Here is a 14,730-nt window from a genome sequence, read left to right on the forward strand (position 1 = left end):
GAGCTTGGCACACTGGACAGTTGTGACCACATTCTCGCCGCCAGATGGCCATCGGTACGTGCTGACGCTCGGATGCCCAGACACCACGGGAATCGTCTCCCGCATCTCAGGTTTTCTGGCCGAGGTCGGTGCCTGGATCGTCGAGGCCGCCTATCACTCCGATCCCGATTCCGGCTGGTTCTTCACCCGCCAGGCTGTCCGTGCCGATTCGGTGGCGCTGACGTTCGAGGAGCTGCGCGCCCGCTTCGAAGCGGAAGTGGTGGCGCAACTGGGCCCCGAAACCGAGTGGCGCGTGAGTGATTCGGCCGTCCCCAAGAAGACCGTCCTGCTGGTGAGCCGAGAGGGTCATTGCCTGGGCGATCTACTTGGCCGTTCGTATCGGGGTGAGCTGCCCGCGGAGGTCAGCGCCGTGATCGGCAATCACCGAGACCTCGAGGACTTCAGCACCCGCTTGGGTGTGCCGTTCCACCACATCCCGTTCGACAAGGACAAGGCCGGCGCATTCGAAGAGCTGCAGGCGCTTGTCGACTCACACGATCCGGACGCCGTGGTGCTCGCGCGGTTCATGCAGATCCTGCCCGAAGGGCTGTGCGAGCACTGGGCAGGCAAGGCGATCAACATCCACCACAGTTTCCTGCCGTCGTTCATCGGAGCGCGGCCGTACCACCAGGCCTTCAAGCGGGGCGTCAAGCTGATCGGCGCCACCTGCCACTACGTGACCGGCGAACTCGACGCCGGACCGATCATCGAGCAGGACGTGATCCGCGTCGATCATTCGGACTCGGTGGCCGACATGGTGCGGCAGGGCCGCGACATCGAGAAGCTGGTGCTGGCTCGCGGACTGCGGTGGCACCTGGAAGACCGGGTGCTGGTGCACGGCCACAAGACGGTCGTCTTCAGCTGATCGAGCGGTCCCCGGTCGTCAGAGGACGGTGCAGCTCTCACCGGACTCGTTCGAGCCGGTCGTCTGGTTGTTCAGCGCGACATCGCTGCCGGAGACCGCGAACTCGACACCCTTGTCGGAGACGGTGAGCTGTTCGAAGGTGAGCTCGTTGAACAGCGGTGGGAACAGTCCCGCGCTGATCTGATCGACCAGGGCCTGGGCCCAGGAGTTCGGGATGCCCAGGGTGGCGGCGCTGGCCTGCACCACCTCGAACGTGAGTTTGCCGTTCTGGGTGACCGGCTTGAGCTCTGCTTCGGCCGGGATCGGCAGCATCAGCAGCTGGAAGTTGCCTTTGACGGTGATCGTGCCTGCGGCGGCATTGCCGGTGACGCTGTCCACGGTCATCCCGCCACCCATCGCGCTGAGGAGTCCACTCAGACCACCGCCGGAGGGTTCGGACGGCTCGGTGGGTTCTGCTTGGGGTGTCTGGCTCAGTTCCATGATGCGGGCGAACGGCACGTAGCCCGAGCCCTGGATTTCACCGATGGTGGTTTCGTTGTCGCCGCTCTGGATGTCGTCGCCGCGGGCGTGCAGGCGCATTGACGAGTCGCCTTCGTTGCTCGTGTCGACCTGGACGTAGGGAACCGTTCCGGAGGCCCACTGGAGCAACATCGGCCGCTTGCTCAACGACACCGAGGTCGAGGCGCCGGTGAGTTCACCGAACGACTGCTCGAGGCAGTCCTGGGCCTTGTTGCGGATGACCAGCTCACTGCCCACCCCGATGATCACCAGCAGGAGCACGACACTGAGCGCGACAACACTGACGATCATGCCGGTCCGACGTTTGGGCCGTTCCGGCGATACCGGACCGTATGCCGGGCCCGCGGGCGGGGGCCCGCCAGAACCGGAGTACGGCTCGAACCCGTCCGGCGGCACCTCGAGCTGCGCGGTGTCCTGGCGACCGCTCGAATAGGCCTCGGGGGCAGGGCCGGACGGAACCGGTGGAAACTGGTCGGTGTCCGAGTTGAGGTCATCACTGGTTGCATTCTCGGACACAGCGGGCGACGGCGCACCCTCAGTCGGGGGCGCAGGCTGGGTTTCGTCGTCCGGTGTCGACTCGGCGTCGTCGCGATTGTTCATCACCAACGATGATGCATGGTCGGCGCGCAACCGCGCCTAAGAGTTTACTGTGTTTCGGTATCGACGCTGGTAGAGGCCAATGAATTGATGTCGCGACGATTCGGTAAAACGGCGATCGCACGACGGGCCCGGTCGACTTCGTCGAAGTCGAGGTCGATGACCGAAAGCTCGGGCGCCTCACCGAGTTCGACGTGCACGTTTCCGAAAGGTCCCGCCAGGATCGAATGGCCGATGCCGGTCGGCGCCGTCGATTCGGCGACCGCGGGATCAGACGGAACCGCTTGTCCCACAGCGGCGACAAAGCAGCCGCTGTCGAGTGCGCGGGCCGCTGCGAGGGTCTGCCACTGCGTCAGCTTTCCCGGGCCGGCGCCCCACGATGTGGGGACGACGATCAGGGTCGCACCGCGGTCGGCCAGTGTGGTGAACAGTTGTGGGAAACGGATGTCGTAGCAGGTGGCCGTGCCCACGGTGACCGCTCCGACGTCGAACGCGACCGTGTGGTCACCGGGTTCCACGGTCTTCGACTCGGCGAATCCGAACGCGTCGTACAGGTGGATTTTGTCGTACCCGGTGATCTGGCCGTCCGGGCCTGCGATGACCAGTGTGTTGCGCACCCGATCGGTGCTGCCGGGGGTGAACATCCCGGCGACCACGGTGATCTGGTGTTCGGCGGCGAGTTTGCCGACCGCGGTCGCCCACGGGCCGTCGAGAGGTTGCGCGACCGGACCGAGGGGCACCCCGAAGCGGCACATCGTGGCTTCCGGGAAGACGACCAGTTCCGCGCCCTGTGCTGCGGCGGCCGAGGTCTGCTCCGAAACCGTCGCCAAATTCTTGTCCGGGTCGGATCCGCTGCTGATCTGGGCGATGGCAATACGCATGACGTCCACCCTACGACCGGTGGTCAGATTCGGGGTGCGACCTGATCCCAGGGAACGGTGACGATGTTGTCGCGATGGCGCCGACGATCAGGCGTCGGGGCAAAACCGAAGGTGGACAACAACTCCAGCGTGCGGTGCCAACGTTGGCGTGGACCGAAGGGTGCAAACGGCGCTGCGATGTCCCAGCAGCGATCCAGACTGGCCAGCAGGTTGTGGATCCGTTCGCCGGGTACGTTGCGGTGGATGAGCGCCTTGGGGAGGCGTTCGGCCAGGTCCGAGGGACGTGCGCTGCGCGCGGGATCCCACGCCAGCGTGAAGGTCAGGGGATGGTGCGCGTCGAGCAGGATCCAGCAGCACCGGCGACCGAGTTCGTCGCACGTTCCTTCGACGATGTAACCGCCCGGTGCAAGCTGTTGCTGCATGCGCGCCCAGGCCGCGTCGACCTGTGACTCGTCGTATTGCCGCAGCACGTTGAAGGCACGGACCAGTTGAGGTCGCAGTCCGGCCAGTTCGAAACCGCCGACGGCAAATCGCACCCCGTCCTGCGGCGGCACCACCCGGGCCGGATCGATTTCGAGTCCGACGAGTTGGGTACCGGGAACCACGGCGCGGAGCCGTGCCGCGAGTTCGAGCGCGGTGTCCGGACGGGCGCCGTAGCCGAGGTCGACGGCCAGCGGTTGCCGTGCCGACTCCAGGGCAGCGAGTATCGGCCGGTGGTGGGCTATCCAGCGATCGACACGACGGAGCCGGTTGATACCGGTTGTACCGCGGGTGATCGTCCCTTCCGGCCGCCGCTCAGAGATTGGCGTCAATCCACCCCGAGGTGAATTCCGCTTCACCTCGGAACAGATCGACCAGGTTGACCAGCATCATTTGCTCGAGTTTGCCGTTGATGAACGGGATGTAGACCTTGACCTCGGTGGTCCGGCGGATGGTGCAGCCGGTCTCGGTCGGGAACAACTCCTGCACGCCGGTCAGGCTGCCGGGGCCGGCCGGGATCGACGCCGCATAGGTGCCCTTGGTGCTGTCCGGATCAAACGGACCCAGCGACTCCGTGCGGGTGATGACCATGTCCTTGGCCATCACCGTCTGTGCGATCGGCGGCAATTCTGTGCGCGGAAGGACCTGCTTGAGGACGACATCGACCCCGTTGTCGCCGACGATGTAGGAATCGATCTCCGACTGCGGGGTGAGCTTGCGGAACTCTTCCATCTGCGCGTCCCAGAACTCCCGCAGGGACAGGGCCTCGTACACCTTCTTCGGGGCATGGTGGTACCGGGCGGAGTAGGACAGACGTCGTGCCATGGGCACAGGGTAACCCGTTGGAACATCAGGCCTTGGATCCGCCTCGCGCTCGGGGCAGTGCGGCGCTGGTCAGCGCGCGTTGAGCCATTCGATCGTGTAGTCGCGCTCGGCGGCCATCAACTCGGTGATGTTCTCGATGATCGCCTTCTCGACCTTGCCGCCGACAAAGGGGATTGCCACGTCGGCGGAGCCCTCGAAGGTGACCGTGCTGCCCGATGCCGTGGCGGCCAGGTTCTGCGTGCCGTTGACCTTGGCGGGTGCGCCTTCGACCACAGCGGCGAAGGTGCCGGTGGAGATGGCGCCGTCGGTGATCGACCAGATGACGGTGCGGGCGATGTGGAGGTCGCCGGGACGGACCTTGGTCACAATTGACGGCAGTTTGTCTTCGGGGACACGTTGCTGCAGGACCACGGTGACCTCGTCGTCGGTGGCCTTGAACGATTCGAGCTCGGAAACGTCGGCTGCAACGTTGGCCACCAGGTCATTCCAGTACTGCTCGGACGTGACCGCCGCAGCGAAGTCGGCCGGGGGACACGGAAAGTCGATCGAATGCTGCAGCTTGGTCGCCATGAGTGCAGGCTACCGTTGCGGGGTGGCCGCACAAACACATGACCGCCTCTTGCTGTCCGAGATCACCACCTTGCGCGTCGGCGGTCCCGCCCGCGACGTCGTGAACTGCGGTGACTCCGAGTCGTTGGTCGACGCCGTCGGACGCCTCGATGCCGCGGGCACTCCGGTGCTGCTGGTGGGTGGCGGGTCGAACCTGGTGGTCGGTGACGACGGATTCGACGGAACAGTGGTCCGGATCAACAACACCGAGCTCGACTGGCGCTCCGATCATGTCGTCGCCGATGCCGGTGTGAACTGGGATGCGCTGGTGGCCGAGAGCGTCGAGCGCGGATTCGGCGGGCTCGAATGCCTGTCCGGGATTCCGGGCGCCGCCGGTGCCACACCGGTCCAGAACGTCGGTGCGTATGGGGTGGAGGTCGGTTCGCTGCTGCGGTCGGTGCAGATCCTCGATCGCCGCTCCGGCGCCCTCAACTGGGTCGACTCGGGTGACCTGGGCCTGGGATATCGCACCAGCCGACTCAAACATCGCAATGACGAACTGGTGGTTCGCGTCTCGTTCCGGCTCCGCGACGACGGACAGAGTGAGCCGATCCGCTACGGAGAATTGGCTCGGGTCCTCGGCCTCGAAGACGGGGCGCGAGCGCCGGCCCCGAAGGTGCGCGAGACCGTGCTGGCGTTACGGGCGAGCAAGGGGATGGTCCTCGACCCCGACGACCACGACACCTGGAGCGTCGGCTCGTTCTTCACGAATCCGATTGTCCCGCATGAGTATTTGCCCAAGGTCCTGACCCAGATCGTCCAGGAGCTCGGTTCGGAGGCGACCGTGCCGCAGTTCCCTGCGGATGACGGTGTGAAACTCTCGGCCGGATGGTTGATCGAGCGGGCGGGTTTTGCGCGGGGTTATCCCGACGCCGATGCGCGCGCCCGGCTGTCCACCAAGCACGCATTGGCGTTGACCAACAGGGGGCAGGCCACCTGCGCAGACATCATCGACCTGGCTCGCCAGGTGCGCGGTGGCGTGCAGCAGAAATTTGGTCTGTGGCTCGAGCCGGAACCGGTGTTGGTCGGCTGTTCGTTGTAGTTCGTTCAGGTGACACTGTGGCACACGTACGCGGTGCGACAGGCGGTGGCGACCAGCGACGCAGGTACTGTTTGGCGCATGACTGAATACCGTGACCGTCTGCTGCTGTCTCGGCGCGCGGCCCTCACGGCGATAGCCGTCGGTGCGGCCGGGGTGACCGCTGCGGCCTGCAGTACCGGCGACGACTCGACCGGTGGTGCCGGCGGGAGCAAGGCGCCTACGGAGCCGAAAGCCGATATCTCGTACAGCCCGGCCCTCGACGTGACCGACGCCTCACCTATCGAGGTGGTGTCGGTCAAGGTCTCCGACGGCGTGCTCAATCCCGATGTGCAACTGACCAATGCGAACGGGCGGGTGGTGTCCGGCGAACTGTCGGCCGACCGCACCACCTTCACGATCACCGAACCCCTGGGCTACGGCGGCCAGTACACGTGGGCGGGTTCGGCGATGGGGGAGGACGGCAAAGCTGTCCCGATCACCGGTGGTTTCGGCACACTCACCCCGGACAGCCAGATCGGTCTGGTGATCAACATCGCCGACGGTCAAGAAGTCGGGATCGCCGCACCGCTGATGCTCAAGTTCAACGGCGTCGTGACAGACAAGGAAGCCGTCGAGAAGGCACTGACGGTCACCACCACACCGGCGACCGAGGGCAGTTGGGGCTGGCTGGGCGAAGACGGTGGGTCCCGGGTGCACTGGCGAACCAAGGACTACTACCAACCGGGCACCACGGTGTCGATGGTCGGCAAGCTCTACGGCGTGGACTACGGCGACGGCAGCTATGGCGAGGCCGACGTCACAAGCGACTTCGTGATCGGGCGCAACCAGATCGTCAAGGCCGACGCCGACTCACATCAGATCGTTGTACAGAACGACGGCAACACGCTGATGACGCTGCCGTGTAGCTACGGCGAAGGTGACCTCGACCGCAACGTCACCCGCTCCGGCATCCATGTCGTCAGCGAAAAGCATGAGCAGTTCTACATGAGCAACCCGGCCGCAGGCTACTTCAATGTGCTCGAGCGCTTTGCGGTTCGGATCTCCAACAACGGTGAGTTCATCCACGCCAACCCGGCAACCCTTGGCGTCCAAGGATCTTCGAACGTCACCAACGGCTGCGTCAACCTCTCACTCGAAGACGCGGAGCAGTATTTCAACACCGCGATGTACGGCGACCCGGTCGAGGTCATCAACACCCGGGTCCCACTGTCGGAGGCCGACGGTGACATCTTCGACTGGATCTACGACTGGGAAACCTGGAAGTCGTTGTCGGCGATCGGTGGTGCGCCCGACGTGCAGTCGGCGCCTGCCACACCGACGAATGCTCCGGACGTGTCCGGCATCCCGACGACGCCGGTGAACTCTGGGGCTCCCCGAGCGCCGGTCGGCTGAGCCCCCGTCCACCATTGCGTTACGCCGCAGTCTGATCTGCGGCAGCGACCACATTGAGATGCCCCGGAGCTTCGGCTCCGGGGCATCTCTGTGTTCTGGCTGTCAGCCCGCCGCGGGTGCCGATGATGCGGTGGTGGGCTCGCTGGTGACCGTCCGGGGTTCAGTGGTCGGAGTCTCGGCCGCCGGGGCGACTTCGGGTTCCGGCGGTGCCACGGTGGCAGTCGGGAGGAGGGTCCACACCGCCTTTGAGATCGTTGCCGTCTCGGTCGTCGGGTTCTCCGGATCGGTGACGTCGGTCAGCTTGACCGCCCAGACCCCGAGGCTGTCCGTCGACGAGGTCACCGACGGCTGAGCCAGCGAGCTCGTCGACACCGTTCGTTTCACGTCGTCTGTACAGCTGAGTTCTGCTGTTGTCTGAGTCGGATCGGGGACCGTGCAGGTGACCGATGCGTCTTCGGCGGTGAAGGTGAAACTCGAGATGATGTCACCGCTGCCGGTGAACACGGTCGGCGTCGGGGCCACGCTGGGGCTCGTCGCCGGTGCAGCCGGAACCTCGTCGACAGGCGGTGCAGCAGGTGCGCTGGGGGCCGAAGGCGCCACGGGCACTGCCGGATCGGAAGACACCGGAGCTGCCGGGACCGTTGATTCGGCGGGAACCTCCGCTTGTGGTGCCGGCACGTCGGTTGCTGACGACTCAGATGTTTCAGCGGCCGCGCGACGCCGGACCTCCGGAGCCGGCTGCCCGTCGGCCTGGATCCCGTTGGCCGCCTGCTGGTTTGGATCAGCGGACGCGAACGGAGTGTTCAGGGCGGCTGGTGACGGCAACGGTCCGGTCAGTGGCGGAAGGCCTTCGAGGTTCAGAATGCCGCCTACCGCGCGGATCAGTGGTTGCAGCGTGTTCAGATCCAGCAGGGTCAGTGCGACCGGTGTCGGTGCCGGGTTGGGCGCCGGGACGACGGTCGTGGTGTTGTTGACGATCGTCGTGTGCTCGTTGTTGTAGGTCACGTACACGACCTGCCGGGGTGCGTAACGCGGCCACGGATCGCCGACGGTTCGATATCCGGCGACCGGTGTACTTGCCGGTGGCGCAAGAGGATTGCCGCACGAGCAGCGGACACGGGGAACGCCGTACGCGTCGACGAGTACCGAAGTCCCTGCCTCGAACACCGATTGGAACGCATACGCGCCGGAACTCGAGTAGCTGTGGTTGGTGACCCAGGTGTCGCGGGTCAGGACAACGGGGGTGAGTGTGTCGAGGTAGTACGGGATCTGAGCGGTGCTGATCCCGAACACGCTCGCCCAAGCGGCGGCCTTGGCCGGATTGTTGGCCAGGTGGTTGGCCAACGCCGCAGTGTCGCAGACCGCGTCACCATCGGCGCCGTAGAGACCGCTGGTGGTGCCGTCGATCCCTTCGACACCGCGGACGGTGACCGCACCCGCGGGAGCGAGTCCGGTCACGGTCGGGTCCAGAGGACGGTTGCTGACCGCGACCGACGGTGTGAAGGGGTCGGTGCCGGTGCTGTTGGCCGCTTCCAATACGAGCTCTGGCGCGGTCGTTGCCTTGACCTTGCTTCCGGAATTCGTGAACAGATATGCCGCACCGATGCCGAGGAACGTCAGCAGCAATGCCGCAACGACCGCAAGCACGATGACGATCTGCTTGCGGTCGTTGGGTGGAGTCGAGATCGGTCCGGTGGATGCAGCGTCGTACGGATAGCTCACTCGAGTCTCCAAGGTCCGGTGCGGACCCTGGCCCGCCGTGGTGGGGGACCGGTTACCCGCTCAAGGATTATGTCTGGACTTCGAACGGGGTGCGCGATGTGTTACCAAACCCTGGGATGTTCATACGAACATAGGAACACCCGAAAACGTCTAGCCTGTCTTGATGTTTCGGCGGGCGGAGGCCTGGTCCCGGGGCATCAGCAGGATCGTGTCGAGATTGACGTGAGGCGGGCGGCTGGCGACGAAACCGATCACTTCGGCCACATCCTCGGCTGTGAGCGGTGTCAGTCCCTCGTAGACCTTGTCGGCCTTCTCGGCATCGCCCTCGAAGCGAACAAGTGAGAACTCGGTCTCGACCATGCCCGGCTGGATCTCGGTCAGCCGGACCGGCTTGCCGAGAAGCTCGGGCCGCAGTGTCCGGTGCAGAACCGCTTGAGCATGTTTGGCCGTCGTGTAGCCGGCCCCGTTGTCGTAGGCCTCGATGGCGGCGATCGAGCTGATGGTGACGATCAGTCCGTCGCCGGAGTCGATGAGTTTCGGCAGCAGCGCCTTGGTCACCCGCAGGGTTCCCAGGACGTTGGTCTCCCACATCCAGCGCCAGTCGTCGAGGTCTGCCTCGGCGACGGAGGCAAGCCCCTTCGCGCCGCCTGCGTTGTTGATCAGGACGTCGACCGCAGGGATCTGTGCGCAGAACTTCTGCACGGATTCCTCATCGGTGACATCGAGGGGGATGGCCGTTCCGTTGATCTCGGCGGCCAGTTTCTCGAGGCGGTCGATGCGGCGGGCGCCGACCACAACGTGATAGCCCTGCGCAGCAAGAACTCTGGCTGTGGCCTCGCCGATACCCGAACTGGCCCCGGTTACAACGGCGACCTTGCGATCACCAGTATTGGACGCGGCGCTGGCTGCAATTGTCATGGTGTGCAGTCTAGGTGCGCTGCGACCGGTAGATTTTTCCACCATGGGGTCTGACGAAGTAGCAGGCGGATCTCGACCGCGAGCCCGATCCGGTGAATCACGGACCGTGTCGTTTGAACGGGGTGATGGCGCCGCCGCGGTGGTGTTCCGGGCTGTCCGCACCCAGGGACCCGTCACGCGGGACCGCCTGCCTGCGGCAACAGGCTTGTCTCCGGCGACCGTCAACAGGCAATTGCAGGCACTCGATCGGCTCGGGCTCGTACGGGAACGTCCGGACCTTGTTGCGTCCGGAGCCATCGGTCGCCCGAAGGTGCCGTTGACCCTCGATCGCGATCGGTTCTGTGTGATCGCCGTGCACATCGGTGCCCGTTCGACCTTGCTGATGGTTGCGGACCTGGGTGGCCGACCGTTGCAGACCGTCGCGATGTCGACGCCGGTCGGGCCTGCAGAGGAGGCTCTCCGGCTGATCGCGCGGCGGGCGGCGTTGGTCGCCGAATCATTCACCCAGCGGGTACCGCTGTGGGCCGGTGCCGCTGTCGGTGGCACGGTCTACGAGGACGGCAGCGTCGACCATGCTCAACTCGGCTGGCGGCGGGCACCGGTCGGTGAAGCCCTTGAGAACGAATTGGCGTTGCCGGTATCGGTCAGTCAGCACGTTCAGGCGATGGCGGCGGCCGAGTTGCTCCTGGCCGGTGCAGACAACACCACCGGCACCGATCTGCTCTTCTACGTTCGTGAGACGGTCGGCCTGGCAATCACGATCGACGGCAGAGTGCAGGAGCGGCCCGGCAATATCGGCCATCTGCCGGTGCACGCGCCGCTGTTGACCGGGCAGGCGCAATCGCTATTGCAGGATGTTGTCGGCCGCAAGGTGTTCGACGATGCGGTGGCCGCCGGAGGCGATCCGGGTGCGTTGCACGACGAACGAGCACGAGTACTCGGCGAGATGGTGGCTCTGGTGCGCGATCTGATCAATCCTGATCGGGTGGTCCTGGCCGGCCATGTCTTTGCCGAACATCGCGATGGTCTGGCTCCGGTGCAGGCGGCGTTCGATGCGGCCAGCGGGCTGGGACCGATGGAACTGTCGCCGCCGCGGTTCGGTGCGCGTGTCCAGGAAGGTGCAGCCGTGGTGGTATCGCTCGGAGCGCTCTACGCTGATCCCATCGGGGCCTTGCAGAACTCGAGTTCCTGACTCGGCAAACCATTCGGGGAAGGGATCGTCCAATCCATGTCAGGTGACTTCGGGCAAACCGCTCAACGTGACGTTTCGGCTGTACTCGACGTACTGGTGAACAAGGCCACCGATATCGAATTGCAGATCGCAGTGGCCCGTCTCCCCGGTACGGAACTGAACGAGAATCTGTCAATTCGGTTGGATGGCAACCGAATTGTCCCGGATGAGATCGTGACGGCCAGCGGTAGTCGTATTCACTGGCTGCAGGTGGAGTCCGGTGAGCTCTACGTCGAATACTCGGCGAGTGTCCTGACGCCGGCTGATCCGGCGCAAGTGGCCGAATTCGACCGTTCGCTCTACCTCCGGCCGAGCCGGTATGCCGAGGCCGACAAGTTCTTCGGCTTCGCCGCGGGTCAGTTCGATACGAGTATGCCTGCGGCTGAGCAGTTGGTGGCGGTCACGAACTTTGTCCGGCAGCGACTTTCGTACATCTTCGGTGCCAGCGATCCCATCGACGGCGCAGTCGACACCTTGCTGTCGGGGGCCGGAGTCTGCCGGGACTTCGCACATCTGGTGGTTGCGCTGTTGCGTGCCTTGGGAATTCCGGCCCGCCTGGTGTCGGTGTACGCCCCGGGTCTGTACCCGATGGATTTTCATGCCGTCGCCGAGGCGTTGATCGACGGCCGGTGGGTGGTCGTGGACGCCACGGGGCTGGCGCCACGTCAATCGCTGGTCCGGATCGCCTCTGGTCGGGATGCCGCCGATACCGCCTTTCTCGACAGCCACGGCGGCGACGTCGTCCTGCGCAGCTATCAGGTAGGGGCGATTGTGGCCGGCTATCTACCGATCGACGATCCGTCGTTGCAGGTCCAGCTGCGTTAGCAGATCACAGGCTGTGACGACGGACCGACGAACGCCAGGGCCGTGGGGTGGTGCATCGTTGTGGCGCGGCAGAACGTTGCGGGGGCAGCGGCGCTTCCGGGGTCGGTGTGCAGGTCAAGCAGATCCACGTGAAACTCTTCCCGCGTCGTGGTTGGTAGTTCATGTGAACACTGTCCACGGCGGCCCTTGGTGTCCACTTGGAGAGGGCTTGGTGCCCGGGTGCTACTCGCCCAACAGCCGTGCACAGCGGAGCAATCCGATGTGGCTGTAGGCCTGAGGGTGATTGCCAAGGGCCCGTTCGGCGATGGGGTCGTATTCCTCCGAGATCAGTCCGGTCGGACCGGTCACCTTGACCATCTGGTCGAACAGCGCTTCTGCATCGTTGCGCCGGTCGATGAGGAGGTAGGCCTCGATGAGCCAGGCGGCGCAGAGGTGGAAGCCGCCCTCGTCGCCGGGCAGACCGTCGTCGTGGTGATACCGATACACCGTTGAGCCGCTGCGGAGTTCGGCCTCTGTCGCAACGACAGTGGCGGTGAACCGCGGATCGGACGGGTCGATGAGTCCCGACAATCCGATCTGCAGTGTCGCGGCATCGAGGTCGACGCCGTCGTAGGCGGCGGTGTAGGAGTTGGCCTTTTCGTTCCAGCCCTGGCTCAGGACCTGGCGCGCGATGGTGTCGCGAAGCACCGGCCATCCGAGTTCGGTCTCGCGGCCGAACTCCTTGCCGAGTTTGAGTGCCCGGTCGACGGTCAGCCAGCACATCACCTTGGAGTACACGTGATGGCGGGGGTTGCCGCGGATCTCCCAGATACCGTGGTCGGGCTCGGTCCAGCGGCGTTCCACCGCGTAGACCATGTCCTGCACCAGTTCCCAGTCGGCGGCCGTCAGCGGATCCGGGTGGCCTGCGGCGGCGCGGGCGTGGGACAGGGTCGAGATCAGGTCGACGATGGGTCCGAAGACGTCGAGCTGGACCTGCTGGTTGGCCGCGTTGCCGACCCGGACCGGACGCGAACCGGCATATCCCGGCAGGGAGTCGATGACCGCTTCCGGCGGAAGCCCACCGCCTGCCAGTGTGTACAGCGGATGCAGCCACTCGGGGCCGGTGACGGTGCCGAGCACTCGGTGTAGCCAGCCCAGGTAGTCCTCGGCTTCTTTGAACGAGCCGACGGACACCAGCGCCGACGCGGTCATGGCCGCATCGCGCAGCCAGCAATAGCGGTAATCCCAGTTGCGGACTCCGCCGATTTCCTCGGGCAATGAGGTCGTGGCCGCGGCCATGATCGAACCTGTGTCGCTGTGGACGAGTCCGCGCAGCGTCAGCGCCGACCTCTTCATCAGGTCACGCTTGATGCCGGGGAGGTCCAGCGTTGCGGCCCATTCACTCCAGTACCGTTCGGCCTCCGCGCGGCGCTCGGGTTCCGGAACCGACGAGGGCTCGAGGTCTTCGGACCCGCAGCGGAGTTCGAGCACCACCGGCTCTTCGGAGAGCTGGATCACCGCGGTCGCGATCTGGTGCTGGCGGTCGGTTTCGATTTCCCAGGTGACCCCCGGAGCGCGCAGGACGATCGGCTCGTTGGAGCCGGACACCCGCAGCCCGTCGCCGGACACCTCGATGCGTACGGCGGCTTGGCCGAACTCCGGACGCGGTGAGAACCGCACCCGAGCCTTCACACTTCCGCGGATCACACGGGTCAGGTCGGTGCGGCCGACGTTGACGTCGTGCGGCAGGTAGTCGGTGACCTCCAGTCCGGCCCACCGGGTCCGGACGGTCATCGTTCCGTCGATGTAGCGCTGGCTCAGCGGGAGAGGCTTCTTGTCTCCCTCGACGATCGGGCTGATCGAGAACTCGCCTGCCTCGTCGGTGCCGAGCAGGTTCGCGAACAGTGCCGCGGAGTCGGGCTCGGGATGGCACATCCAGCAGATGTCGGCTTCCGGGGTGACCAGTGCGACGGTGCGCGGGGACGCGAGCATCGTCAGCCGCTCGATGGGGACGGCGGCGTCGCCGCTCAGCCAGGTGCGACGTTCCTCGACGAGGAAAGCCAATGCGGCGGCAACCTGTTCGGTGTCGTCGACCCGATAGGTGGCCAGGGTGTCGCCCTCGCCGACCTTGATACCGAAGTCGGGTCCGTGCAGGCGGTGGAAGGCTTTTTCGTCGGTGACGTCGTCGCCGAAGAAGATGGCGGCGCTGGCCCCGGCCTCGTGGCGCAGGATGTCGAGTGCCTGGCCCTTGTCGGTTTTGATGACCGCGAGCTCGATGACGGACTTACCCTCGGTCACCTGCACGCCGTCCCAGGTCGCCGGCCCGGTGCGAACCCGGTGCAAGGCTGCGTCGGCGTCGGTCGGAGTGGCGTTCCGGACGTGCAGCGCGGTGCTGGCCGGTTTGGTCTCCACGGTCACGTTGTCGAAGTCGGAAGCGATGGCGCGCAGTTCGACGATCAACGTTTCGAGGAGTTCGGTGGCCTCGGGGGTGATCTCGTGGACAAAGCCCACGTCGAACTCGCTGCCATGGCTTCCGACGAGGTGAACCTCCGCCGGAAGACGCGACAGGGTCGCCAGGTCGCGCAGCGCGCGCCCGGAGATCACTGCCGCGGTGGTCGAGTCGAGTTCGGCGAGGGCCCGCATGGCCCGTACCGAATCGACGTTGGGTCGTGCATCTTGAGGTCGGGAAACGATGGGGGCCATGCAGCCGTCGTAATCCGAGGCAACGAGCAGCCTGGGCATACGAGCGATGGCTTTGAGGGCGCGCCGCAGTTCCGGAGCCAGGTCTTGTGCACTCACTACGAGA

The 14,730-nt window shown here is 65.4% G+C and carries 13 protein-coding genes; 5 read left to right on the forward strand and 8 right to left on the reverse strand.

Annotation, left to right across the window (positions count from 1 at the left end; translation table 11 throughout):
- Positions 1-22 precede the first annotated feature (22 nt).
- The gene (gene purU, locus AC1TPF_RS21760) at positions 23-904 is read left to right on the forward strand and encodes a formyltetrahydrofolate deformylase (RefSeq protein WP_482140920.1); all 882 of its coding nucleotides are present in this window, start codon (positions 23-25) and stop codon (positions 902-904) included.
- Between the two features lie 18 nt (positions 905-922).
- Here the strand turns inward: purU and AC1TPF_RS21765 are convergent, their stop codons facing one another.
- From AC1TPF_RS21765 to AC1TPF_RS21785, 5 genes are all read right to left on the reverse strand, one after another.
- Positions 923-2,023 carry an LmeA family phospholipid-binding protein gene (locus AC1TPF_RS21765; protein ID WP_482145286.1) on the reverse strand — a complete coding sequence of 367 codons (1,101 nt, stop codon included), beginning with the start codon at positions 2,021-2,023 and terminating at the stop codon, positions 923-925.
- A gap of 44 nt (positions 2,024-2,067) precedes the next feature.
- On the reverse strand, positions 2,068-2,901 hold the full coding sequence (locus tag AC1TPF_RS21770) for a carbon-nitrogen hydrolase family protein (protein WP_482145287.1): 834 nt from the start codon (positions 2,899-2,901) through the stop codon (positions 2,068-2,070).
- Positions 2,902-2,924: 23 nt separating this feature from the next.
- A complete protein-coding gene (locus AC1TPF_RS21775; RefSeq protein WP_482145555.1) occupies positions 2,925-3,704 on the reverse strand; it encodes a class I SAM-dependent methyltransferase in 780 nt (259 codons plus the stop codon).
- The gene (locus AC1TPF_RS21780; RefSeq protein ID WP_482140914.1) at positions 3,697-4,206 is read right to left on the reverse strand and encodes a DUF2505 domain-containing protein; all 510 of its coding nucleotides are present in this window, start codon (positions 4,204-4,206) and stop codon (positions 3,697-3,699) included. Before AC1TPF_RS21780 ends, AC1TPF_RS21775 begins: the two co-directional genes overlap by 8 nt.
- A 69-nt stretch (positions 4,207-4,275) precedes the next feature.
- Positions 4,276-4,776 (reverse strand): DUF2505 domain-containing protein, encoded by a 501-nt coding sequence (locus AC1TPF_RS21785; RefSeq protein WP_482145288.1) that lies wholly within the window; start codon positions 4,774-4,776, stop codon positions 4,276-4,278.
- Here AC1TPF_RS21785 and AC1TPF_RS21790 point away from each other — a divergent pair.
- The gene (locus AC1TPF_RS21790; RefSeq protein ID WP_482140911.1) at positions 4,775-5,857 is read left to right on the forward strand and encodes a UDP-N-acetylmuramate dehydrogenase; all 1,083 of its coding nucleotides are present in this window, start codon (positions 4,775-4,777) and stop codon (positions 5,855-5,857) included. The two genes, AC1TPF_RS21785 and AC1TPF_RS21790, sit on opposite strands and share 2 nt — an antisense overlap.
- A 78-nt stretch (positions 5,858-5,935) precedes the next feature.
- A complete protein-coding gene (locus AC1TPF_RS21795; RefSeq protein ID WP_482140909.1) occupies positions 5,936-7,249 on the forward strand; it encodes a L,D-transpeptidase in 1,314 nt (437 codons plus the stop codon).
- A 102-nt stretch (positions 7,250-7,351) separates the two neighbouring features.
- On the opposite strand, the gene AC1TPF_RS21800 is transcribed toward AC1TPF_RS21795, so the two are convergent.
- Both AC1TPF_RS21800 and AC1TPF_RS21805 read right to left on the reverse strand, forming a co-directional pair.
- Entirely contained in the window at positions 7,352-8,971 is a 1,620-nt protein-coding gene (locus tag AC1TPF_RS21800) for a DUF6777 domain-containing protein (RefSeq protein ID WP_482145289.1), read from the reverse strand.
- Between the two features lie 150 nt (positions 8,972-9,121).
- Complete coding sequence (locus AC1TPF_RS21805; protein ID WP_482145290.1) at positions 9,122-9,889, reverse strand: SDR family NAD(P)-dependent oxidoreductase; 768 nt, start codon at positions 9,887-9,889, stop codon at positions 9,122-9,124.
- Between the two features lie 106 nt (positions 9,890-9,995).
- Here AC1TPF_RS21805 and AC1TPF_RS21810 point away from each other — a divergent pair, with 106 nt between their 5' ends.
- Complete coding sequence (locus AC1TPF_RS21810; protein ID WP_482145291.1) at positions 9,996-11,081, forward strand: ROK family protein; 1,086 nt, start codon at positions 9,996-9,998, stop codon at positions 11,079-11,081.
- A gap of 36 nt (positions 11,082-11,117) precedes the next feature.
- A complete protein-coding gene (locus AC1TPF_RS21815; protein ID WP_482140901.1) occupies positions 11,118-11,945 on the forward strand; it encodes a transglutaminase-like domain-containing protein in 828 nt (275 codons plus the stop codon).
- A 222-nt stretch (positions 11,946-12,167) separates the two neighbouring features.
- Here AC1TPF_RS21815 and otsB read toward each other — a convergent pair whose 3' ends face one another.
- On the reverse strand, positions 12,168-14,723 hold the full coding sequence (gene otsB / locus AC1TPF_RS21820) for a trehalose-phosphatase (RefSeq protein ID WP_482145292.1): 2,556 nt from the start codon (positions 14,721-14,723) through the stop codon (positions 12,168-12,170).
- Between the last annotated feature and the right edge of the window lie 7 nt (positions 14,724-14,730).

The organism is Williamsia sp. Y853, from assembly GCF_056786495.1.